Raw genomic sequence first — 23,108 nt, forward strand, 5'->3', positions numbered from 1 at the left:
GCGGAGGCAGACGGGACCTTCGGTGCTTCACTGTCCGGGCGGAACCTGTCTCCGGCGATTCGGCGGCCCCATCATTCTGCATGCAGAAAGAAACGGTGCCGGCAGCCCCACCCAGGGCAGCCGGCACCGTTTCTTGTTGCCCGGCGGCTCGCAGACCGCCCGCCGGGAGTTCGTTGGCTTTCTACTTCACCGCGCCCGCGGTGAGCCCGGCCTTCCAGAAACGCTGGAGGAAGAGGAAGAGCAACAACAGCGGAATGATCGAAACGAGTGCGCCGACAACCACCAGCGACATCGGGACCTTGCCGTTGGAGGCGAACCAGGACACCAGGCCCACGGTCACCGGCTGCAGCGAGGAGTCGTTGATGACCATCGCCGGCAGCAGGTAGTTGTTCCAGATCTCCACGAAGTTGAACAGGAAGATCGTCACCAGGGCCGGGGTCATCATGCGCAGGCCGATGCGGAAGAAGATACCCACTTCCCCGAGCCCGTCGAGCCGGGCGGCCTCGATGACCTCGTCCGGCACGGACTGGGCCGCAAAGACCCGTGACAGGTAGACGCCAAAGGGGCTCACGATGCTTGGCAGGATCACTGCCAGGGGGTTGTTGATCAGCCCCACCTCGGAGAACATCAGGTACAGCGGCAGGGTGAAGAGGATCTTGGGTATCAGCACTGCCGCAAGAACCACGCCGAAGACGACTTCGCGTCCGCGGAAGCGGTACTTGGCCAGCGCGTAGCCTGCCATCGAGGCAAGCAGCGTGCCCACTATGGCGCCGATTCCCGCATAGAAGATCGAGTTCAGGATCCAACGCATGAAGATTCCGTCGCGCGACGAGAGCAGCTCGGCCACGTTGCTTCCCATGTGCATGCCGTTGAACCAGAAGCCGGGTGCGGAGAACTGCTCGCCCATGGGCTTGGAGGCCGCGACAACGAGCCACCAAATCGGCACGAGGAAGTAGACCGCAAAGCAGCCCAGCACGATGGTGACAACCAGCCGGCTCGTCAGCGTCGTTTCGCGATTGTCCCGGGATTTCCGGCCCGTTCCACGCCCAAAGTTCCGGCCGCCGCCCGCAGGCTTGCCCTGTGTGTTGGCCCGCCCGGCGACTGTGTTGTCGGATTCAACGTCGTTTCCCGTGATTAGCTGGGCACTCATGCGTCGGAGCCTCTATTCGTGAGCTTGAAGAAGGTGATGGACAGGACACCGACGAGCACTGCCAGGATGACGGACATGGCAGCGGCATATGGATAGTTCTGTGCGGCCGTTGCGGCCTGCGCGGCCATGATCGGCGTGAACGCGGAATCGATGGACCCTCCGGAGACGCTTTGGAGCACCTTGGGTTCGTTGTAAAGCTGCGCGGTGCCGATGATGGAGAAGACCGCCGTGAGGATGATCGCCGGGCGAACCATGGGGATCTTGATGTTCCAGGCAATGCGCCAGGCCGAAGCCCCATCGATCTTCGCGGCCTCGAGGATCTCCCCCGGGATGGACTGCAGCGCAGAATAGATGATGATCATGTTGTAGCCGGTCCATCCCCAGGTGACGATGTTTGCCACCGACCACAGGACCATGTCCTCGCCAAGGAACGGGATCTCGATCCCCAGCGGCGCCAGCAGAGCATTGATCGGGCTCGATGTTCCGGAGTAAAGGAACGACCACATGAGGGCCGCTATGACGCCCGGCACCGCGTAGGGCAGGAAGCTGGTGAGTCGGAAGAAACCCTTCGCCCGCGCGGATCGGGAGTCAATCAGCAAGGCCAGGCCAGTGGCCAACCCCAGCATGACCGGCACCTGGACCACGCCGAAGAGGAGAACCCTGCCAAGGGACTCGATGAACACCGGGTCGCCAAACGCCTTCAGGTAGTTCGCCATCGGGTCGAATGCGAGGGTGGGGGCCGTTAGTCCGAGCCCATCCCGCTTAAGCACGAAGAGGCTTCGGTAAACGGCGAACCCCAGAGGAGCCAGGTACATCGCCGCAAAGATGACAGCGAAAGGAGCAAGCAGCAAGGCCGCGGTTCGCCCCTGGCGCCCCTTGGTTTTTGTCCTGGCCACACGGGGCCGGGTTGTGGAAGCGAGGCTCATGGGTGCTGCTGCCTTTCAAAGTTCTTGTAGCGGCCGAAACCCGTGGCACCCCCGGTGGGGGTGCCACGGGAATCGAGTTAGTCAGCGACGTTAATGCCCTGGCTCTTCATGTTCTCAACTGTTGCGGTGTTGGCTTCGACCAACGCATCGGCAAGTTTTCCGTTGCCTGCCCAGGCCTTGTTCAAGCCGTCATCGAGCTTGGTTGTCGTCAGCGGCATGTTCGGGCTCCAGGTCCAGTCGGTGTTGACCTTCAACGCCTCTTCCTTGAACACGTCAAAGATCTTCTGGTCCCCGAAGTACTTGTCTGCCTTGGTCAACTGCGGCAGGTCCAGCAACGCCTTGGCGGCCGGGTACAGCGCCGCCTTTTCGATCAGGTTCCCGTAGCTGTCTGCATCGGTGGAAAGGAAGTTTGCGAACTTCCATGCAGCCTCGGGGGTTTCGCAGCCCTTGAGCACCGCGGTTGCGGAGCCGCCGACGTTGCCGACCTTCGGGTTTGCAGCATCCCACTGCGGCATCGGGGCCACGGCCCACTTGCCGGCGCCGTCCGCCGCGTCGCCCTTGATGACGCCAGCTTGCCAGACAGCACCGACCAGGGTGGCGATGGATCCGTCGCCCAGGCCCTTGAACCAAGCCGGGTCGTACATCGGAGCCTTGGAGATGGTGCCTGCATCAACGAGCGACTGCCAGTAGTCGGCAACCTTCTTGTTTTCCGCCGAATCGATCGAGACCTTCCAGCTGTCGCCCTCGATGCCGAACCATGGTGCGCCCGCCTGCCAGGACATGCCTGCGTAGTCGTAGTTTGCATACGGGGAGCTGATCTTGATCTTCGGATCGGCCGCCTTCAGCTTCTCGGCGGCTGCCTTGTACTCGTCCCAGGTGGTCGGGACGGCAATCTTGTGCTTCTCGAAGAGGTCCTTGTTGTAGTACATCGCCATGGGACCGGTGTCCACGGGGGCGCCGAACACCTTGCCGCCAACGGTGACGCTGTTCCAGGCGAATTCCACGTACTCACCCTGGTTCACCGTTGCGTACTGGGTGACGTCTTCGAGTGCGCCCTGTGCCGCGAAGCTGGTCAGGGTTTCGTAGCCGACCTGCCCCAAGCAGGCGGCGTTTCCGGCCTGAACGGCATTGAGCATCTTTTCGTATCCGCCGCGCGAACCCGGCTGGATCTCTTCGTACTTGACCACGACGTCCGACTGGGACGCGTTGAATGCCTTGACGCTGTCCGCGTAGCCCGGGGCCCAGCCCCAGAACGTCAGCTCGGCCGGCTTGGCGGCTTCGCTGCTCGACGCCGCAGGTGCCGGAGTACTGGCTGCCGGGGCTCCGCTGGAGCCGCCGCAGGCCGTCAAGGCGAGAGTCGCTGCAAGGGTGCCGGCCGCGGCCAGACCCCATCGCTTGAAGCTTTTCATGTTTCCTCCACTTGCTACCACCAGGCAATGCGTTGCCCGGAATGACTATCAAAGGCTGGGTCTTCGAGGGTTTTCCCCCGACACCTGAACCTGCCCCGGCACCCCCAAGAGTGAACTCATGTGAGCCGCGCAACATCAAGCGTGAAAACCAGAATGCCACAGCTTGTTATCGATAACAAGTACTTCGCCGTCATTTGCCTTCACTTCGACAATCATGGCCAAGCAGCAGGCCCATAACATAGAGTCACTTGACGCATCACTTGTAACTCCGACATCCGTGACCGATGAATGCCGGCCCGATAAGAAGGACACGATGATCCAGAAACCGACCCGCTCCCCGTCCATGCGCGACGTTGCCCAGCTGGCTGGCGTCTCCGCACAGACCGTGTCCCGCGTCCTCAGCGACCATCCAAACGTCCAGCCCGCGACGCGCCAGTCCGTCAAGGAAGCGGCCCGCAGCCTTGGGTACCGCCGCAACGCCACGGCCCGGGCACTGGTAACCGGGCGCAGCAACATGATCGGCGTGATCACGCTTTCAACCAGTTCCTACTCGCGCATGACTCTGATCGTCGGCATCGAGCGAGAGGCAGCGGCCCGTGGATACTCGGTAACGTTCGTCTCGATCACCAACCTCTCCGCCCGCTCGCTGGAGGAAGGGCTGAGCAGGCTCGTCGCCCAGGGAGTCGACGGAATCATCACCGCGATCCCCTTGCAGGACTCGACGGCGGAGGTAGACAACCTGCTTCGAGAGGTACCGTCGGTGGCAATTGATTCCCCGCTTCCCGCGGGCGAACAGGCCGTCACGTTCGACCAGGCAGAGGCCGCGCGCCTTGCCGTTGAACACCTCATCGCCTGCGGACACACCAACATCTGGCATGTTGCCGGCCCCAAGGACTGGATCGAATCCGAGACAAGAATCGCCGGCTGGCGAGGGGCGCTGGAAGCCGCAAAGCTTCCCGTTCCGCCGGAACTTTATGGAGACTGGAGCGCCGAATCCGGTTACCGCTCGGGCCTGATCCTCGGTCGCATGCCGGACGTCACGGCCGTTTTCGTGGCCAGCGACGAAATGGCCTTCGGCCTGATCGCGGCGGTCAAGGATCTCGGCCGCAAGGTTCCGGAAGACATCTCCGTGGTCGGCATTGACGACATCGAACTGGCCCCCTACTGCTCGCCTCCGTTGACCACGGTCCGCCAGCCGCTTGAGGAGATCGGCCGCCAGGCGGTACGCCAGCTGGACCAAGAACTGTCCGAAGATGGCGGGCAGCCTTCCCCCGGCCAGGCCGGACCCATCGTGCCGGAATTGATAGTGCGCTCCAGCACCGCCAAACGCTGAACCGGAAGTTACACTTTTTGACCCATTGCCAAATCTCTTGTTATCGATAACAATCGTATGACCACGGTCGCCGGAATGGACAGTTCCCTTCGGCGCCGATTCCGTGGCCTGCCACTTCCTGCCTCACAGACGACGTGCAGCAGTTTCGAGCAAGAACCGAGGTATCAGAACGTGATCATCAGCGGAGCCCTTCACTACTTTCGGACCCACCCCGAACAGTGGCGAACCAGGTTGCACTGGCTTCGGCTCATGGGCTTGGATTCCGTGGAAACCTACGTTGCATGGAACATCCACGAACCTCGCCAAGGCGAGTTCGATTTCACCGGCGGTGCGGACCTCGAGCGGTTCATCCGGCTGGCCGGCGAGGAAGGCCTAAAGGTCATCCTGCGCCCGGGGCCGTACATTTGCGCCGAATGGGACAACGGCGGGCTGCCCGCATGGCTCACCGCGCAACCCGGCATCAGGATCCGGACCAGGCAGGAGGCCTACACGTCTGCCGTATCCGCGTTTTTCGACGAGCTGATCCCGCGCATGCTTCCGTTGCTGGAAACCCATGGCGGACCGATTTCGATGGTCCAGGTTGAAAATGAGTACGGATCCTTTGGCTCCGACTCCGTTTACCTGGAACAGGTCCAAAAGGCGCTCGTTGAGCGCGGCATCGACGTCCCGCTTTTCACCTCCGACGGCCCCGAAGACCATATGCTCACCGGCGGCATGATTCCCGGCGTAGCTGCCACCGCAAACTTCGGCTCGGGCACCAACAAGGCGTTCGCAGGCTTCCGCCGGCACCGCGCCGAGGACCCCCTGTTCTGCATGGAATTCTGGAACGGGTGGTTCGACCACTGGGGCGAGGAACACCATGCGCGTTCCCCCCAGGAGGCCGCGCAGACACTCGACGAGATGCTTTCCTCCGGCTGGTCGGTGAACTTCTACATGGCCCACGGCGGAACAAACTTCGGCACCGGCGCCGGCGCAAACTTCGATCCGCCGCACTCGGTGACCGTTGGCAGCTACCAGCCCACCGTGACGTCCTACGATTACGATGCGCCGCTTGACGAACGTGGCGCACCCACGCCGAAGTTCCACGCCTACCGCGAGGTGATTGCCAAGTACCGCGCGGTCCCGGAACTCGAGGAATTCAACGAACCGCTCCTTCCTGTCACTCCATTGGTCGCTGCGGGCGCACCCGTGGGACTGCGCGCCTATCTGGATGCCGTTGCCCTCACGGGGGGCGGCAGCCAGGAGTCGGGGCACCCCCTGACGTTCGAGGAGCTTGGCATTTCCCACGGCGTGGTTCGCTACACCACCACGATCCCCGGTCCGCGGCAGTCATACCCCTTGACCATCGACGGGCTCAACGATCGCGCACACTTGGTCATCGACGGGACGATCAGGCACGTTTTCGAACGCAACAACCAGCAACCCTACGATTTGTCGGTTCCTGCCGAAGGGCTGGAAATCGAGCTGTTGGTTGAATCAATGGGCAGGGTCAACTACGGCCGTCTGGTTGGCGAACGAAAGGGCATCCTCGGTGCCGTGCTGCACGAACGCCAAGAACTCCACGGTTGGCACATGACGGCGCTGAAACTGCCCCAAGCGCCTTCGATCGAGCTGATGCGGCAGGCCGGATCCGCGCAGACCGGGGAAGAACCCGAAGCGGCCTTCCACTCGCTGCACTTCGCGGCCGCGGTCCCCGCCGATGGCTACATCGATCTCACCGGTTGGGGCAAGGGCTACGTGTGGGTCAACGGATTCTGCCTCGGCCGGTTCTGGGACAAGGGGCCGCAGCTATCGCTCTACGTTCCCGCCCCGATCATCCAACCCGGGAAGAACCGGGTCGTGATCCTCGAGCTGGATGGAACCCGCGGGAACGCCCCGCAGATCCTGCCTGTACCCAATCTCGGATCGGGCTGCGTACCGCTGGCACCGCAATAGGAAGCTTGCAATCCCGCATTCCGCGCACGGTTTCCGACATGCTCCATGCCGGAACCCGTGCGCGACTGCGTGGCAGCTACCGGCTTTCGGGCCATTCAAGTGCGTTCACGGCCTCGGTGATCTCCGCATGCAGGGCCCGAAGGCCGCTTCGTCCCACCTCGACCTCTATCAAGCGACGGCGGCCACCGCGCGCATCCAGTGCACGGCGGAGGCCATCGACGTCACCCACCGCGAGGTACTCCCACCCGTAGGCTGCCGCGAGGGACTCGATCCGCACCCGGTGGGGTGTGCCGAAGAGCCTCTCCACGGCGTCGGCGTAGCGTCCCGATTCCTCCACGGCCCCGTGCTCGAGCGTTGCGAAGATGGCGCCTCCCCCGTCGTTGAGGACGATCACGTCCATTTCCGGCTCCGGTTCGCCCAACCCCAGCAGCAACCCGCCCACGTCGTGCAGGAACGTCACGTCCCCGAGCAACACCGTGGTCTTGAGCCCCGCGCGGGTCTGGGCGATGCCGGTGGCCGTGGCAATGGTTCCGTCGATTCCCGCCAGCCCGCGGTTTGCGTACACGCGCGCCGCGGACGCATCCGCGGGCGTGCCGCACAGGTCGGCGTCGCGGATGACGTTCGAGGATCCGAACACCAGGTTTCCCTTGGCGGTCCCCCAGACTTCTTGCGCCACCACCGGGCCGTTGAGCCCGCCGGAGGCTTCGATGCGCTGCTGGATCGTTTGGCTGGCCGAGGCTCCCAGGCGTTGCCAGCCTTCCAGCCACCCCGCCGGGGCGATCCCCGCAAAGGCCTCCAGCTCGGATGCCTCGGAGACGAGCCTTTCGCGCCTCTTGCCCTCCTCGAACCACGGCGCCGGCGCCGGCGCCCAGAGGGCGGTCTCAATCGATGCGTTGTTCAGCAGGCGCGCCACCGGCCGGCTCAACGTGGGGCGGCCGAAGAGGACCACCCGCTGGATGCGGGACATGTGCGAGGCCAGCAGCGTTCGGTACGGGCCGATGGCGTTCGCGCCGAAACGTGCGTTCGAGCTTGGCTCCGCGAACAGCGGCAGTCCCAGGGCGTGTGCGAAGTCCGCGGCGGCGGGTCCAGCACCGTGTCCGGCAACCACCACGGTCCGCAGTGATTCTCCCGAGTCGGGCCGTGCCCAATCGACCGATTCCGCGCTGTCCACGGCAACCGGCGGGTGCGTCAAGTTGGCGCCAAAAGTGGGCAGCCCGTCCGTATCCGAGGGAACCAGCGGGTCACGGAAGGCCACGTTGATCTGCACCGGCCCCGGCGCCGTGGTTTCGGAGCCCCCGGCCGCCTTCAGGGCCCCGGCAACCGGCACGGCGGGATCGCTGCCGGCGCCGATGTCCACGCTGGCGCGCACGTGCACCCCGAAGAGGTCGACCTGGTTGGTGGCCTGGTTTGCCCCGGTGCCGTGAAGCTCCGTGGGCCTGTCCGCCGAAACCACCAGCAGCTGGGCACCCACGTGGTTGGCTTCCATGACCGCCGGAAGCAGCTCCCCCACGGCCGTGCCGGAGGTTGTCACCACCGGCACCGGTGCGCCGCCGGCCAGGCTCAGCCCGAGCGCCGTGAATCCCGCGACCCGCTCGTCGATGCGCACGTGCAACCGGATGGTGCCCGCGGCCTCGGATTCGGCGAGCGCGTAGGCCAACGGGGCGCTTCGCGAACCCGGGCAGATCACCACGTCACGCACTCCGGCGGCCTGCAGGGTTGTCACGAGTTTCCGGGCTACATCCAGGGAGGCGAGTTCGGGATCGGAATTAGTCGGCATACCCTCCATCCTAATTCCGACCCCGACGTGTGCCGTGCCGTTCTGTACTGCTCCGCCGCTATTCGGAGACTGAGATGTAGCGGGTGACCACGTCTGTGGCGTAGGTGACGGTCCCCTCGGGTCCCTTGTCCTTGCGGAACTCTTCGACGTAGTTGGTCAGTCGCCCCGTCTCCGGGCTGAACAGGAGCATTGTCTTGTATACGCCCCCTTCAGCGGACGTATCCACCCCGAAGGCCATGGCGTCTCGGCCCCAGCGGTCCTTGGTGGTTCCAAGCACCTTCATGCCGTCAATCTTGGGGATCGTTTCGAGCAGTGCGACGGATTGCGTTTGGTCGAACTTCCAATCGCTCATCATGAATCCAATTGTTTGGACGACCCCCCATGCACCATCCGCGACTGCCGCACTGCTGGCAACTTGCTGTTTGGCGACCTGCCCATAGAGTTTCGCAGCCGAGTTTTCCGGCCCCTTCGGGAACCAGCCCTGGAACTGTCCGGCCGACAGATTGATCGTGTCGACACTGCCAGGCTTTTGGTTTCCCTCGAAAGGAACGTAATGCACCGTCTCACCGGTTGTGGAATGCGGTTCCCCCACGGTTTGCGTGATGGTTCCGGAGCCGTCGGCCTCCCTGCGTATTTGGGTGGTCGTTGGAATGGAGATCCGGTCGTCGGACTCCACCTCCGTTATCGTCATGGTCCCGCCGAGGTCACCGTCAGCGATTTGTATCGGGGCGAACTGGACATCGAGCGGGACAAACATGGTCCCTGCTTCCCAGTGTTCGACGTCCAGGTATCCCGGTTTGAAGTCGGCGGCGTCCGCGTGCGATTTCGCTGCCCCGATGAGTTGTTCGACAGCTTCGGCGGTGCCCAGCGTGGTGGGCTTGATGGCGGCCAACGCCAATGGTGATGCAACTGCCTTCCCTGCCCCGTTGAGAGATGACCCCAAGGGCACAGCAACAAGTACCGCCGCAGCCGCGGCAGCCAGACCTCCGAGCACCCAGCGCCGGGTGACCGTCGATTTGCGCTTCAGCGGCACAACATTGCCTGCTGCTGGAAGCTCAGGAGCAGTTTTGTTTGGTACTTCTTCGGGTGATTCGGCAGGGACGGAATGCTCGTTGAAATCTCCAGCCAGGATCGAGGCCAGATCCTGAAGTGCGCGCTCATCCAGGTCACGTTCGAGCGACGCCGGGAACGGGTTGGAGTCGCGCAACTTCTGTTCAATCCACGTGTCGTCTTCGAATAGGTTCTTAGGCATTCGATCCCCCGCTTCGTAGGATGTTCTTCAATGACTTGCGTGCCCGGCTAACCCTGGCCCAGACCGCGTCCTGCGAGCAGCCAAGTGTCTCGGCCAGCTGTTCTGCGCTGGCTTCCTCCCAGTAGGTCAGGTAAAGGACCTCGCGTTCGGCCTCACGCATTTTCAGCATCGCTTCGCGCAACGCCACAGCGTGATCCTCGGTGTTTGATGCGTTGGCCCCGTTCTGGAGTTTTACCTCGAGTGCGGCGACGCGCAGCTGCCTGCGGTACTCGTTGCCGATCAGGTTCTTGCAGGTGAGATAGAGGAACGCGAGCCCGCCTTGTTCAGCGTCCTGGAACTTGGTCCAGGCAATGCGGAAGGTTTCACTGGTGATGTCGCGCGATGTTTCATGGCTGCTCAATCGCCGTTCAGCAAATCTCAAGACCATCCAGTAATGCTGGCGATAGAAGTCGCTGAAGCGTTCTTCCAATCCGTTTGGCGGTCTGATCGTTTGCTCCAGCAGCTGTGGGTTGGGCTGCATGGGCCTCCCTCGGTAGGTAAGCGAGTAAGTCTTTCACCCTATCTATTTCCGGCATCCACAAATTCCTGACACCTTGCGATAACTTTCCTGAAAAACAGAAAAGCGCCGTGCGTGAAAGGTGGAATTTCCCATTCACGCACGGCGCCCATTCGCCCGTTCTTGGCCCGGTGCTAGCGTCGCGGGGACCTACCCGTTGGGTAGACCTGGACAACGGTGGGCCGCGGCCCGTAGACCTCGCCTCGCTTGGCCTTCCCGGGTGCGGACACGTAGTCGGGGAAGAACGAGAGCGGCTGGTTGTAGCTGCCTCCCTCCCCCGGGTGCTGGACCGAGACGAACACCGAGCCGTCCCTGTCGTGGATCACCGGGCCGCAGGTCTCTGCTCCGGCGGGAACAGCAAGGAACTGCTCGACCTTGCCGCGTTCCTTGCCCGTCAGGGTGACCTTGTGCAGGGCATCGCAGTAGCCGATGGTTCCCGGCTGCCCGTCGGTGGAGATCCACAGGTTCCCCTTGGAGTCGAATGCCAGGTTGTCGGGGCAGGCGATCGGCGAGACCTTGTCCTTCGGGTACCCCGAGAAGTAGGTGCTCGCGTCCTTGGACGGGTCCCCCGCCACGAGCAGGATGTTCCAGTCGAATTCGGTGGCGGCGGCGTCGTTCCTGCGTTCGGTCAGCTCGATGACGTGGCCGTCGCGGTTCTTGGTGCGCGGGTTCGCCTCGTCGGCGACCGCCTTGCCGGTCGTCCCGCGCTGGGTGTTGTTGGTCAGCGCAATGTACAGCTTGCCCGAGACGGGGCTCGGCTCCACGTCCTCCGGCCTGTCCATCTTGGTGGCTCCGGCCTTGTCCGCAGCGAGACGCGTGTAAACCAGGACTTCCTCGACGGTCATCCCCGGCACCTTGGACTTGCCGTCCAGGACCAGCGGCAACCAGGTTCCCGTTCCGTCGAACTCGCCGTCTGCCGGCACCGTGCCCGAACCGTCGATCTGGCCGGCCGGTGAATCCCCGCTGAATCGTGCAACGAAGAGGTCGCCCTCGGAGAGCAACCGCAGGTTGTGCCGGCGGTCCCCGCGCTTGTACTTCTCCTTGGAGATGAACTTGTACACGTAGTCGAAGCGTTCGTCGTCGCCGGAGTAGGCAACGGCCCTGCCGTCCGCTGCAATGCGGATGTTCGCCCCTTCGTGCTTGAACCGCCCGAGCGCCGTGTGCTTGACCGGGGTCGAGTCGGGGTTTTGCGGGTCGATTTCGATGACCCAGCCAAATCGGTTGGCCTCGTTCTCGAATCCCTGGTTGTGTGCAGAGAAGCGCGGATCGACGTCCTCCCAACCGCGTTCGGTTGCGGCATCGGCGATTCCGTAGCGTGCGTCCGTGGCCGATCCCGTGCCGCGGAAGTACTGGTTGAAGTTTTCCTCACCGGACAGCACTGTGCCCCACGGCGTTGTCCCGCCGGAGCAGTTGTTCAGCGTTCCCAGGACTTTCTTTCCCGAGGGGTCGGCCACGGTCTTGAGCAGCGCCGAGCCGGCGGCGGGACCGTCCACGTTGAAGGCGGTGGAGGCGGTGATGCGGCGGTTTCTTTCACCGCCGCGGATGTACTCCCACCGTTCACTTGTCCGGCTGCGCTTGACCTCGACGACGGAGAACCCGTGTGCCGCCATGGCGATGCGCACTGCTTCGGCCTTGTTGGCGGCAAACCATTCCGGGTCGAACATGAGGTCTTCATTTGTGTATTCGTGGTTTGCGACAAGTACGCCGGTGCGGCCCGAGTATTTGTCGACGATCACGTTGAGGTAGTCGTTGTTGTAACCGAACTGGCCGGCCTGGCCCTTGGCGCTCTGCTTGGTGATGTCGAAGCTCGGCGAGTTCTTGAACAGCGGATCGCCCCAGCGAATCACGGGGCTCCAGTCGTACCCTTCCGGGACGCTGAACGCATCGCTGCTTCGCGGAACGGGGGCAATTGCGTTGAATTGCAGTTTGCCGCTGGTTCCGGGAGCCGCGGCAAACTGGGCGTTTGCCGCGGGGGCCCGAAGAAGCTCGCCTCCAACCACCAGCGCGGCCGATGCCACCGCGCCGAGGCCCAGTAGCGAACGGCGGCTCAACGCGGCATCGGCGATGTCGCGGAAGTACTCGTTGTCAGTGGTGTTGCAGACGTCCTTGGCGCACGCGTTGCCGCACTTGAACTGGCAGGTCGCCGCGTTTCGATTGCCTCGGGTGTGGCCAAGCATGGGCAGAAGGGTTCGGTTCTGGATCATCGTGGTCCCCATAAAAGATGTTGAGAATGAATTATTCGATTCATAACTTTCCATGAGAGGGTGAGCATTTGGCTTGGTCGACGTTAACGCCGAACAAACGCCCGGTTAAATAGTTTCCGTGACCGCCTGCAGGCCGGACATCCGGGGCCCTCATGTGGATATCGATTGCCGTTGGGTCTACTTCTCCAAGTCTCCGCCCGAAAGGCAAGATGCGTCTCATTAGATCCACGAGAAATTTGTTCATGTTGTTGTGGCGCGAGGCCGCAAAGTTCGGCGTGGTCGGCGGTCTGGGCTGGTTCATCGACAACGGCATTTACACCCTGCTGTGGCACGGCCCGATGGCTGACAGCACCATCAAGGCCCGCGTTGTCTCGACGGTCGTCGCCACGATTTTTTCCTGGTTCGCCAACCGCTATTGGACGTTCAGGCACCGGCGTTCGGAGCGGCCGTGGAAGGAATTCGTTCTCTTCCTGATCATGAATGGCATTGGGCTGGGCATTGTCGTGGCCTGCCAATTCGTTTCCAGGTACGTTTTGGGGTTCACGACGTTTGGCGCCGACTTCATTGCCGGCGGGGTCGTCGGATTGATCCTCGGAACCATCTTCAGGTTCCTGGCCTATCGGTACTTCGTCTTCAGCCAGGACCAGCCGGCACCTGTCGGCGACCTGGTTCCCGAAAGCGTCGTGGCAGCAGAGGAAGGCCTCGCAGCTCGCGTCTAGGTGTCCTGGCCCCGGACCGACTACAGGCCCGCGTTCGCTGCCTTGTCGCTGAGGACCTGGTGGCTCGCCCTCAGGCGGTCCATCCACCAGCGCCGGCGCTCGGGATCGACGGCATGGGTACGCAGCAGGTCGGGATCGGCCGCAACGTCGCGCAGCCGCAGCGCACCGCCGACGGCGAGGAACCTGTCGGTCGTGACATCCTCGACGAGCAGGGAACCAGTGGCCAGCCCGCAGGCGTACGGAAGTTCGGGCAGGGCCGCGGCAAGCGCCGCCCCCTGGCGCAGGCCGATGGAGGTGTCCAGCGCCGAGGAGACAACGGCAGGGAGCCCGGCCTGCGCCACGATTTCGAGCGCGCGGCGCACGCCGCCGAGCGGTTGCGCCTTGATGACGATCAGGTCGGCCGCACCGGCACGGGCCACCGCCAGCGGGTCCTCTTCCTTCCGCACGGATTCATCGGCGGCGATCAACACCCCGAGTTCCCGCGCCTGCACGTGCCTGCGCAACCGGGCCAGCTCCTCGATGCTTGCCACTGGCTGTTCGGCATATTGCAGGCCGAAGCCGGCCAGCGCTTCCAACGCCTGCGTTGCTTCCTCGAAGGTCCATCCGGCATTGGCGTCGATGCGGATGTGCGCGTCGGGGAACAGGCGGCGCACCTCGGCCACCCGTGCGACGTCCTGGGCCAGGTCCTGCCCGAGCTCCGCAACCTTGACCTTGATGGTGTGGACGGCATCGTAGTTGGACAGCACCTGTGCAATGCGTTCGATCCCGACCGCCGGAAGCGTTGCATTCACCGGGATCTCGTCACGGAGCGGCTCCGGGTAGCCCGACCATGCCGCCTCTATGGCCGAGGCCAGCCATGAAGAGGCCTCCGCGGGGGCGTATTCGAGGAACGGCGAAAATTCACCCCACCCCGCGGGGCCGTCGAGGAGCAACGCCTCGCGGTGTTCGACCCCGCGGAACTTGACGCGCATCGGCAGGGAGACGACGTGGGCGCGCTCGGTGAGTTCGGCAAGGCTTGGCAGTTCAAACATGGTTCCAGCCTATCGCCGGTTCCTTCCCACCGGTTCCGGTGTTTACGCCGTGGCGTAGGCTCCGTTGAGGGCCTGCTGCCAGGCTTCGGCGTTGTCGTCCGCGTTGGCGCCGGGCCTGAAGTCGTGCACCGTCAGTCCAACCCGGTGGCCGAAGGCATTGCGCCCGAAGATGCGGATCATCGCGTCGTCGGTCCGCAGGCCCACGAAGTTCTCGTTCCTGAAGTCGACAACCACGTCCTGAATGCCGCGCCCGGGAAGCTCCAGGCTGAGGGTGTCCCCCACTGCCGCGTTGCCGAGTCCCAGGGCTTCGATCCAGCGGTCGAGGGCATCCGCGCTTGTGGCCGCATCGGGCCCCTGGACATCGCTGAAGACCACCGGGCGGTCGTTGAAGTACCGGAGGTACTGCCCCAGGGTGTGCAGGTAGAACGTGGTGTGCTTGGAGGCGCCGTCGTACTGGTTGTCCCAGTCGTCGACAAGGATTCCGGAGTGCACATAACGCAAATGGGTCCCGTCCGGCCCGGGGGTCATTTCGTGCTCGAGCTGGTTGAACCACCCGTTGGGCCCCTCCATGCGGGACACCAGGTGCGTTGGGTAGTTCCTTTCACTCACATAGGATTCCCATTCCCCGGTGGGGAACATCCATGCGGCGGTGTCCTCCGTGACGGCCTTCCATATCTGTTCGGGGGTTCCGGGCAGATCCAACTCTTGGCGGATTTCGAATTCCTTGTTCATGAGGCTTGTTCTTTCAGTGTGGGATGAAGGGTGACGACCAGGCGATGCCTGCGTCCGGTCGTCGATGGCTTGTGGTACTTCGCCGCCAGGGAACCGATGCTTTCGCCCAACTCCCGGCTGAAATCGGCGCGGTCCCGGGCGCTGGAAAACGTCAATTCCGCGTCCACGGCAAAGGTTGCCAGTGGCTTGTTCGCCGCTCGTGCCCCGATGATCAGGCGCCCGACCTCGCGCAGGGTTCGCGCGGCCAGGGCAAGCATCCAGATCGCGGAGAAGCTGTCCCGCAATTCGCCGGCGCTCGGGTTCAGGGCGCCCACGGCTTCCGGCGAAATCACGTACGACGCGGCAGTGGCCTGCATCAGGCGCTCGGTCATGATTCCCTTGTGGCGCTGTTCGACCTCCTGCACCAGGCCGAGTTCGGCCAGCTGGTTCAGGTGGTAGGTGATTTTCTGGCGGGGGATGTCCATTCGCTGGGACAGCATGCTCGCGGATGCAGGTTCGCGCAGCTCCCCCAGGAGACTGCGCCTCATGGGGTCAAGGGTGGCGGCTGCGGCCCGCGGGTCTTCCAGCACGGCAAGGTCTAACATGGCTCAAGAATCCCACTGACAAATTTTTTTGTCAATAGATTCGAAGCGGACGCACAAGGCTAGGTCCCCCGGCCGTTCGGCATCGCCGAGTGGAATCCGGCCGGTGCTCCGAGGCACGCAATCTGCGTTGGAGTGTCCGATTGTGAAAGGCTTGAGGCAATGAGTTCAGAAGATTCAGCCCCAACCGCTCCGCGCGGGCCCGCCAGCCTGCTGCCTTGGTATGCCGCCATGGCGGCACTGGCGGTGGCTTTCATTGCTTGCTACGTCTTTTTCGTCCGGACCCGTCTCGGACAATGGATCGACAATGCGGCGCTCCTGGGAGGCCAGGCGTTCCTCGCTGCCGATGCGACCCGGAAACCGGCCCTGACGTTCCTTGACTACATGCCGGCGTTCTCGGCTGTCCTGTCTGCGGCGGTGCTGCTCTGGGCCTTGATCCGCAGGCGGGATTTCATGCGCCCGGTCATTGCCGGCCTGAGCATTCTGGGAGCCTCCGGAACCACCCAGCTGCTCAAACACGTGGTTCTCGAGCGGCCCGACCTGAATATTTCCGGCGCCACCGTAAACTCCTTCCCCTCGGGCCATACGACCTTTGCCGCCGCAGCCATGATGTCGATCTTCATGGTGAGCCCCGCGGCACGCCGACCGATGGTGGCCCTCGGTGGCTGGACCTATGCAGCAATTGCGGGCGCCTCGACGCTGGTGCTCGGCTGGCACCGTCCCGGCGATGTCGTGGCTGCCTACCTGGTGGCGGCTTTCTGGGCGCTTCTTGCGGGTCTCGTGCTGCGGCACCTGCACGGACCCTTGGAACCGGGCAACAGCGCCGGCCACTCCGGTTCGGGACGGGCGGCAAAGATCCTCACTTGGTGCGCATCGGCCGGGACGGTCGCATTCACCGCGGGACTGGTCGTAGCGCTGCTGCTGCCGCACCCTCGGATCGGCGACGTCTCGGCTCCCGTCCTGCTGGTCTTCCTCGGTTCCGGTCTGGCCCTGATCCTGGGCTCGGCGTTCCTCATCGGCAACGCGGTCCTTCGGCTATTCAGCCGCTATGGGGCACCGATTCGGTTCAAACCCGATCTCGGAATGAAGTAGCCGAACAGAGCCGCTCCGAGCACCGATACCGCCGCGATGCTCCAGATTCCGATGCCCAGCGTGGCCACGGCCAGCATGCCGGAAAGCAGGATCGGGCCACCCATGGCCCCCGCGTCCGCCATCAGTCGCCAGACCCCCAGGAACCGCGCCCGGTCATGCACCGGGGAATAGTCGACGCCCAGGGTCAGCACAATTCCCGAGCCGATTCCGTTGCCGAATCCCAGCAGCATGGCAACGGCCGTGAACATCCCGATGCCGGTCGTCAGCGGCAGCAGGGACATTGCGATCGCCATGATAACCAGGCACGGTACCGCTATCCAGACCCGGCCCTTGAGGTCCATGACCTTACCCGCAGGATAGAAGATCAGCATGTCGAGCGCACCGGAGAGTCCGTAGACCAGGGCGATGGTCCCCGCGTCCAGGCCCAGGCTTTCGCCCCACAGGGGCAACACGATCTGGCGGGACGAACGCACCGCGGCAATGCACACGACGCCCAGCCCCACGCCGCAGAGCACCCTCCGGTTTTTCTTGGCCATGCCCCACATGGAAATGCTGGGGGTTTCGGGTTTGGTGCCGCTTCGTCCGCCGCTGCGCGAGGGCAGTTCGGGTATGGCAAAGCAGACGGCCAGGGCAAGCAGCATGGCCGCCACACCCACCCAGTAGGCCCCGGTGATGCCCCACCATCCCATGGCGACCGTCGCCATGAACGGCCCGGCGAACACGCCGATGCGCATCACGCCCCCGAGGGTGGACATGGCCCGCGCCCTGTACTCAACGGGAACCGCCTCGGCGAGATAGCTCTGTCTGGCCAGGTTGAAAACCGCGCCAGCCATGCCCAGCATGGTGACGCCAACGGCGAAGAGTGGCAGCTGCGAATCGAACAGCCCAAGGGCCAGTCCCGCGGCGGCCCAGCCGGCGGCAGCCACCATGGCGGTCCGTTCGCCGACCTTGTTTGTCAGCAGCGCGGCCGGGACATTGGACACCAGAGACCCGACGCCGACGAGCGTGACGATGAGCGCGGCCATGGCGATGCTCGCACCGCGGTCCCGTGCCGATATCGCGATGACCGGGGTGACCGCCCCGAGGCCGATGGAGTACAAAAGCGATGGCGAATACACTTTCAGCGCCATGCTCCGCAGACTGAAAGTTTGATCATCCATTGCCTCATCGTACGCATGCACTACGGGCTCGTGGCGACCAGCCGTTCAAATATGAAGCGGGACTCCACCGGTCCGTAGGGCAGAACCGACAGCTCCTCGTCCGTCGGTCCGCGGCCCGCGGGCAGGCCGGCGGCAAGGCGCCGGCACAGCAAGATGGCCTCGCGCAGTTCGTCGGCCTGGCGTTGCACAAAGTCCCGGCCCACCGGGCCGCCGTGGCCGGGAACGAACACCGTGTCGCTGCCTTCGCTCGATGCAAGTTCCTCCAACAGCCGCAACCACTGGCTCGGGCGTGAATCCCCGAAATTCGGGGGGCCGCCCTGCTCGATCACGTCGCCGGCAAAAAGTACGCGGCCCGCGCGCACCGTCACGTCCCCGGGGCTGTGCGCGGAACCGACCTGTTGCAGGGTGATGAACCTGTTTCCGAGGTTCAGTTCGTGCGGTTCGCTGCCCAGGGCATGGGCCGGCACATGGATGGCGGTGTGCTCGCCGACCCCCGCACCCATTTCCGGTTCCAGCGTCCGCACCAGTTCCCGCTGTTCCGCCCCGGATTCCCGCATGTGGCCGATGGCGAGGTTCCCCGCGTAGAAGTCCCGGACCCCTTGGGCACGGAAGTAGTCGTTGCCAAGGAAATGGTCGCCGTGCGCATGGGTGTTGACGACGATGAGATCCAGATCGGTGATGCGCCGCACCGCACGGTGGATCGCTTCGGCTTCGCGGGGCCCCGCGCCGGTATCGATCAGGGCCGCCAGCCGGTTGCCCACGATCAGCCCGCTGTTCATGGAGAACCCGGGGCTGGTCAACCGCCAGCAGCCGTCGGGCAGCGCCTCCCACGCCAAGGGCGCGGCTTCCGCCTCCCCGGCGTGGGTGCCGTTCGGATGCAGACCCTGCATCGACTCGGGAACATCATGCATGGAGCGGCTCCTCAGTCGGGTATCGGGTCCGGCAGGTGGCGATCAGGTCTTCGTGACCTTCACCTTGCCAAAGGGAACCGTCTCGTCAACGAAGGCCTGTTCGTAGTGGCTGCCCAGTCCCCGCACATGGACCCCGTGCGTTCCCTCGGCCACCGATTCCCTCATCACCGGCAGCACCATCGCCGCGTGGTGTTCCTCGATGGATTCAAGGTACTCGACATAGCTTGCTGGCAAATCTTTCATCTCGCTCATGACCTCAGGATAAAGCCGCGGGCAACAACCGCATAGATGCAGGCCCCTGCATCTATGCCGTTTCTCCCGTTCGGCACCTCGGGTGTTCGGGTGCCGGACGGCGTTCCCGCGGCAAACAAAAACGGGCGTGCGCCCAATCCCCCTCAACAGGATTGGGCGCACGCCCGTTTTCCGTGCAACCGCTACAGGTCGGCCAACGCCCCCGCGGGGTTCTCGATCGCATCGGCAACGAAGCGCAGGAAGCCTGCGGCAACGCCGCCGTCGCAGACGCGGTGGTCGAAGGCCAGCGTCAGCTCGGTGACCTTCCGGACGGCAAGTTCCCCGTTGACGACCCACGGCTTGTCAATGATGCGGCCGACGCCCAGGATGGCGACCTCCGGGTAGTTGATGATGGCGGCCGAGCCGTCAACGCCAAAGACGCCGTAGTTGTTCAGCGTGAACGTGCCGCTGGTCAGCTCGGCCACCGTGGCCTTGCCGGCGCGGGTGACCTCGGTGAGGCGCGCGAGCTCGGCGTTGATGCCGCGGGCGCTGAGCTGCTGGGCGTTGCGGATGGCCGGAACCATCAGCCCGCGCTCGGTCTGCGCGGCGATGCCGAGGTTGATGCCGTCGAACCCGACGATCTCCGCCTCGCCCTGCGCATTCGTCTCGATGCGGCTGTTCAGCTCCGGGTACTTCTGCAGCCCGGCCACCACGAACCGCGCGATGAACGCCAGCAGCCCGGGGGTGTTCTGCGGGTCCTTGGCCTTGAGCGCGCTCCGCATCTCCAGCAGCGCCGTGGCGTCCACGTCCACCCAGACCGTGGCCTCGGGGATTTCGCTGCGTGAGCGCGTCATGGCCGCAGCGATGGTCTTGCGGACCCCGGTGATCGGGGTGCGCGAGGCAACGGCCAGGCCGGAGCGCGAGTCGAGCTCGCCGGTCGCGGCACTTGCCGCACGCGGCGCGGCAGCTGCCGGCTGCGCCGCGGGTGCGGCAACCGGGGCCGGCGCGTCGATGACGGCAGCCACGACCGGGGCCGCGGACGCTGCCTCGACGTCGCTGCGCAGGATCAGCCCGCCGATCCCGGAACCCGCGAGCGTTGCGATGTCGACGCCGCGTTCCCTGGCCAGCTTGCGGACCAGCGGCGAGATCACCAGCGGCGCGCGCAAAGGCACCGCCGCGGCCGCACGGACCTGCGCCCGCGCCGGGGCCGCGTCCACGGATCCGCCGCGCGGACGGCGTTTGCGGGCCTTGGCGGCCAGCCCCTCGGGGGTGCCGTAGCCGATGAGCACGTTGCCAGAGCCCTTGGTTTCCGGCTCCGCGACGCCCGCGAGTTCCTCCTCGCGGTAGGACTGCGCCACCTCGCGCTCCGGCTCGGATGCCGTCACAGGCTCGGCGTCGCTGCCCTCCTCAAGCACGGAGATCAGCGGGGTGTCGACCTGGATCATTTCGCCCGCGGCGCCGTGCAGCTGGTGCACGGTGCCGGCGTAGGGGCTGGGTACCTCCACCATCGACTTGGCGGTTTCCACCTCGGCAATGGGCTGGTCGATGACCACGGTGTCGCCTACGGCAACAAGCCACTTCACCAGTTCGGCCTCGGCCAGGCCCTCGCCGAGGTCCGGCAACAGGAATGTCTTCACGCTCATGCCTTTTCCTCCCACTGCAATGCGTCAACGGTGTCAAGAATGCGGTCAACCGACGGCAGGAAGTACTTCTCCAGCTTTGGGGCAGGGAACGGGGTGTCGAAGCCCGTCACGCGCAGCACCGGGGCCGCGAGCGAGTGGAAGCACCGTTCCTGGATCCGCGCCACAATCTCGCTGGCGACGGAGGCGAAGCCCGGGGCCTCGGCGATGACGACCGCGCGGCCGGTCTTGCGGACGGATTCGCAGATGGTCGCGTCATCCAGCGGCACGATGGTGCGCACGTCGATGACTTCCAGGCTGCGGCCCTCCAGGGCGGCGGCCTCGGCCGCGGCAAGCGCCGTGGACACCGAGGGGCCGTAGGCGATCAGCGTGGCGTCGGTGCCGGGACGGGCGATTGCGGCCTTGCCCTCGGTCGAGGGAACAACTGCGGTCTCGTGGGCCAGGCGCAGCGCCCCCAGGTCGACCTGTTCCTTGGTCCAGTAGAGCTTCTTCGGCTCCATGAAGACCACCGGGTCCGGGGAGTCGATGGCCTCGCGCAGCATCAGGTACGCGTCCTTGACGGTGGCCGGGGTGAAGACCTTCAGCCCGGGGGTGTGCGCGTAGTAGGCCTCGGAGGAGTCGCAGTGGTGCTCCACTCCCCCGATGCCGCCGGCGTACGGGATGCGGATGACCATCGGCAGGGGCATCTTGCCCTTGGTGCGGTTGTGCATCTTGGCCACGTGCGAGGCGATCTGCTCGAAGGCCGGGTAGGCGAAGGCGTCGAACTGCATCTCGATGACCGGTCGCATGCCGTTCATCGCCATGCCGATCGCCATGCCGACGATGCCGGATTCGGCCAGCGGGGTGTCGAAGCAGCGGCCGGTGCCGAAGCGCTGGGTCAGCCCGTCGGTGATGCGGAAGACGCCGCCGAGCACGCCGACGTCCTCGCCGAACATCAGGACCGAGGAGTCGGATTCCATGGCGTCGGCCAGGGCGGTGTTCAGCGCCTTCGCGAAGGTGACGGACTGCAACCCGGTGTTGGCCGTGCGTGCGGCCTGCGCCGCGGTTTCGGCGCTGACGTTGCCGTTGGCCTCTGATGAGGTGCTGATGGTCGGGCTCACTTGGTGTCCTCCTCGCGGGCGAGTTCGTCGGCGAGCAGGTTGGCCTGCTCGGTCAGTTGCGTGGTGGGGGTCGAGAATACGTGGGCGAACAGATCGGCCGGATCCGGGGTGTTTTCCGAGTTCATGCCGTCGCGCAGGGTCTTGGCAACGGCCTCGGCGCTGGCCGTGATGCGCTCCTCGGCCTGCTCGGTGAGCAGACCGGCATCGACCAGGTAGCTGCGCATGCGGGTCAGCGGGTCCTTGGCGATCCATTCCTGGACCTCGGCGTCCGCACGGTACCGCGTGGCGTCATCGGCGTTGGTGTGTGCCTGCATCCGGTAGGTGTGGGCCTCGACCAACAGCGGGCCGTTTCCTTCGCGGGCCAGGCGCACGGCGCGGCCAAGCACGGAGAGCAGCGCCACCAGGTCGTTGCCGTCTACGCGCTCGCCGGCCATGCCGTAGCCGACGGCCTTGTGCGCCAGCGACGGGGCGACCGACTGCTGCGAGAGCGGGACGGAGATGGCGTACTGGTTGTTCTGCACGAAGAAGATCACCGGCAGGTTGAACACGGCCGCGAAGTTCAGCGCCTCGTGGAAGTCGCCCTCGCTGGTCGCGCCATCGCCGCACATGGCCAGGACAACGGTGTCCTCGCCGCGCAGCTTCGCGGCGTGCGCCACGCCGACGGCGTGCAGCAGCTGGGTGGTCAGCGGGGTGGCCTGGACCGACACCTTGTACTTCTTGGGGTCGTAGCCGCTGTGCCAGTCGCCGCGGAAACTTGTCATGACCTCCATCGGAGCGACACCCTTGGCCATGACCGCCACCGAGTCGCGGTAGGTGGGGAACATCCAGTCGCCTTCGCCCAGGCACAGGGCCGCCGCAACCTGGCAGGCTTCCTGTCCGTGGCTGGAGGGGTAAACGGCCATGCGGCCCTGGCGCACCAGCGCGGAGTTCTGGTCGTTGACACGGCGTCCGATCACCAATTGCTCATAAGCGGCCAGCAGCGCGGCGGGGCTCGGCAACGGGTAGTCGTGGCCCGGCTCGGCACCCTGTTCACCCGACGGGTGGAGTTTGCCGTTGACGTCGAGCATGTGGATCTCGGTTCGCGCCGGAAGCATGTAGTCCTCCGGGGTGATGCCGAATTTGCTGCTCACCTGCTCGATTGCTTCGCGCGATTCGTTGATGGTCACGGTCCACGCCTTTCTGCCGTTTCGGTGGCATTCGTCCAGGCCGGGAGGCTTGACCCGATGCCAATTCTTGACTCAATTATGTGTTTTGCTACTGAAACGTATCCAGTCTGTTGAACAATTCTGGAAAACTGAGCATGAGATCGCTAGTATTGTGGACAGATTGAAAATGTGACCGTCACTACACGATGGTTTATAGACAAAGC

Annotated in this window: 20 protein-coding genes; 4 read left to right on the forward strand and 16 right to left on the reverse strand. The window is 64.6% G+C overall.

Annotation, left to right across the window (positions count from 1 at the left end):
• Positions 1-181 precede the first annotated feature (181 nt).
• The 3 genes from ACFY5D_RS06620 to ACFY5D_RS06630 all read right to left on the reverse strand — a co-directional run bounded on the left by ACFY5D_RS06620 (position 182) and on the right by ACFY5D_RS06630 (position 3,485).
• Complete coding sequence (locus ACFY5D_RS06620; protein WP_387526680.1) at positions 182-1,150, reverse strand: carbohydrate ABC transporter permease; 969 nt, start codon at positions 1,148-1,150, stop codon at positions 182-184.
• The gene (locus ACFY5D_RS06625; RefSeq protein WP_387526683.1) at positions 1,147-2,076 is read right to left on the reverse strand and encodes a carbohydrate ABC transporter permease; all 930 of its coding nucleotides are present in this window, start codon (positions 2,074-2,076) and stop codon (positions 1,147-1,149) included. The genes ACFY5D_RS06620 and ACFY5D_RS06625 overlap by 4 nt, the downstream gene beginning before the upstream one ends.
• A gap of 77 nt (positions 2,077-2,153) precedes the next feature.
• Positions 2,154-3,485 (reverse strand): extracellular solute-binding protein, encoded by a 1,332-nt coding sequence (locus ACFY5D_RS06630; protein ID WP_387526686.1) that lies wholly within the window; start codon positions 3,483-3,485, stop codon positions 2,154-2,156.
• Between the two features lie 313 nt (positions 3,486-3,798).
• Here ACFY5D_RS06630 and ACFY5D_RS06635 point away from each other — a divergent pair, with 313 nt between their 5' ends.
• Both ACFY5D_RS06635 and ACFY5D_RS06640 read left to right on the forward strand, forming a co-directional pair.
• A complete protein-coding gene (locus ACFY5D_RS06635; RefSeq protein ID WP_387526689.1) occupies positions 3,799-4,818 on the forward strand; it encodes a LacI family DNA-binding transcriptional regulator in 1,020 nt (339 codons plus the stop codon).
• Positions 4,819-4,893: 75 nt separating this feature from the next.
• Complete coding sequence (locus ACFY5D_RS06640; protein ID WP_387526691.1) at positions 4,894-6,753, forward strand: beta-galactosidase family protein; 1,860 nt, start codon at positions 4,894-4,896, stop codon at positions 6,751-6,753.
• Between the two features lie 76 nt (positions 6,754-6,829).
• Here the strand turns inward: ACFY5D_RS06640 and menD are convergent, their stop codons facing one another.
• The 4 genes from menD to ACFY5D_RS06660 form a co-directional block, all read right to left on the reverse strand.
• Positions 6,830-8,530: a 2-succinyl-5-enolpyruvyl-6-hydroxy-3-cyclohexene-1-carboxylic-acid synthase gene (menD, locus tag ACFY5D_RS06645; RefSeq protein ID WP_387526694.1), complete on the reverse strand. Its 1,701-nt coding sequence runs from the start codon at positions 8,528-8,530 to the stop codon at positions 6,830-6,832.
• 58 nt (positions 8,531-8,588) lie between these two features.
• Complete coding sequence (locus tag ACFY5D_RS06650; protein ID WP_387526697.1) at positions 8,589-9,782, reverse strand: hypothetical protein; 1,194 nt, start codon at positions 9,780-9,782, stop codon at positions 8,589-8,591.
• Positions 9,775-10,302 (reverse strand): RNA polymerase sigma factor, encoded by a 528-nt coding sequence (locus ACFY5D_RS06655; RefSeq protein ID WP_387526699.1) that lies wholly within the window; start codon positions 10,300-10,302, stop codon positions 9,775-9,777. Before ACFY5D_RS06655 ends, ACFY5D_RS06650 begins: the two co-directional genes overlap by 8 nt.
• A 170-nt stretch (positions 10,303-10,472) precedes the next feature.
• On the reverse strand, positions 10,473-12,542 hold the full coding sequence (locus tag ACFY5D_RS06660) for a PhoX family protein (RefSeq protein ID WP_387526702.1): 2,070 nt from the start codon (positions 12,540-12,542) through the stop codon (positions 10,473-10,475).
• Positions 12,543-12,784: 242 nt separating this feature from the next.
• Between ACFY5D_RS06660 and ACFY5D_RS06665 the strand changes: the two genes are divergently transcribed.
• Positions 12,785-13,261: a GtrA family protein gene (locus ACFY5D_RS06665; RefSeq protein WP_387526705.1), complete on the forward strand. Its 477-nt coding sequence runs from the start codon at positions 12,785-12,787 to the stop codon at positions 13,259-13,261.
• 20 nt (positions 13,262-13,281) lie between these two features.
• Here the strand turns inward: ACFY5D_RS06665 and ACFY5D_RS06670 are convergent, their stop codons facing one another.
• The 3 genes from ACFY5D_RS06670 to ACFY5D_RS06680 are packed head-to-tail and all read right to left on the reverse strand — an operon-like array spanning position 13,282 to position 15,608.
• A complete protein-coding gene (locus ACFY5D_RS06670) occupies positions 13,282-14,292 on the reverse strand; it encodes an o-succinylbenzoate synthase (RefSeq protein ID WP_387526707.1) in 1,011 nt (336 codons plus the stop codon).
• 42 nt (positions 14,293-14,334) lie between these two features.
• Complete coding sequence (locus tag ACFY5D_RS06675; RefSeq protein ID WP_387526710.1) at positions 14,335-15,024, reverse strand: SRPBCC domain-containing protein; 690 nt, start codon at positions 15,022-15,024, stop codon at positions 14,335-14,337.
• Entirely contained in the window at positions 15,021-15,608 is a 588-nt protein-coding gene (locus ACFY5D_RS06680; protein ID WP_387526713.1) for a winged helix-turn-helix domain-containing protein, read from the reverse strand. Before ACFY5D_RS06680 ends, ACFY5D_RS06675 begins: the two co-directional genes overlap by 4 nt.
• Positions 15,609-15,767: 159 nt before the next feature.
• Between ACFY5D_RS06680 and ACFY5D_RS06685 the strand changes: the two genes are divergently transcribed.
• The gene (locus ACFY5D_RS06685; protein WP_387526716.1) at positions 15,768-16,697 is read left to right on the forward strand and encodes a phosphatase PAP2 family protein; all 930 of its coding nucleotides are present in this window, start codon (positions 15,768-15,770) and stop codon (positions 16,695-16,697) included.
• Here the strand turns inward: ACFY5D_RS06685 and ACFY5D_RS06690 are convergent.
• The 6 genes from ACFY5D_RS06690 to ACFY5D_RS06715 all read right to left on the reverse strand — a co-directional run bounded on the left by ACFY5D_RS06690 (position 16,652) and on the right by ACFY5D_RS06715 (position 22,905).
• Positions 16,652-17,827: an MFS transporter gene (locus ACFY5D_RS06690; RefSeq protein WP_387526718.1), complete on the reverse strand. Its 1,176-nt coding sequence runs from the start codon at positions 17,825-17,827 to the stop codon at positions 16,652-16,654. The two genes, ACFY5D_RS06685 and ACFY5D_RS06690, sit on opposite strands and share 46 nt — an antisense overlap.
• Positions 17,828-17,877: 50 nt before the next feature.
• The gene (locus ACFY5D_RS06695; RefSeq protein WP_387526721.1) at positions 17,878-18,768 is read right to left on the reverse strand and encodes an MBL fold metallo-hydrolase; all 891 of its coding nucleotides are present in this window, start codon (positions 18,766-18,768) and stop codon (positions 17,878-17,880) included.
• 42 nt (positions 18,769-18,810) lie between these two features.
• The gene (locus ACFY5D_RS06700) at positions 18,811-19,020 is read right to left on the reverse strand and encodes a hypothetical protein (protein ID WP_387526724.1); all 210 of its coding nucleotides are present in this window, start codon (positions 19,018-19,020) and stop codon (positions 18,811-18,813) included.
• A gap of 182 nt (positions 19,021-19,202) precedes the next feature.
• Positions 19,203-20,642: a dihydrolipoamide acetyltransferase family protein gene (locus tag ACFY5D_RS06705; RefSeq protein WP_387526727.1), complete on the reverse strand. Its 1,440-nt coding sequence runs from the start codon at positions 20,640-20,642 to the stop codon at positions 19,203-19,205.
• Positions 20,639-21,739: an alpha-ketoacid dehydrogenase subunit beta gene (locus tag ACFY5D_RS06710; RefSeq protein WP_387526730.1), complete on the reverse strand. Its 1,101-nt coding sequence runs from the start codon at positions 21,737-21,739 to the stop codon at positions 20,639-20,641. The genes ACFY5D_RS06705 and ACFY5D_RS06710 overlap by 4 nt, the downstream gene beginning before the upstream one ends.
• Complete coding sequence (locus tag ACFY5D_RS06715) at positions 21,736-22,905, reverse strand: thiamine pyrophosphate-dependent enzyme (RefSeq protein ID WP_387526733.1); 1,170 nt, start codon at positions 22,903-22,905, stop codon at positions 21,736-21,738. Before ACFY5D_RS06715 ends, ACFY5D_RS06710 begins: the two co-directional genes overlap by 4 nt.
• Positions 22,906-23,108 lie beyond the last annotated feature (203 nt).

Origin of the sequence: Paeniglutamicibacter sp. NPDC012692, from assembly GCF_042901625.1 — a bacterium.
Taxonomy (GTDB): Bacteria; Actinomycetota; Actinomycetes; order Actinomycetales; family Micrococcaceae; genus Paeniglutamicibacter.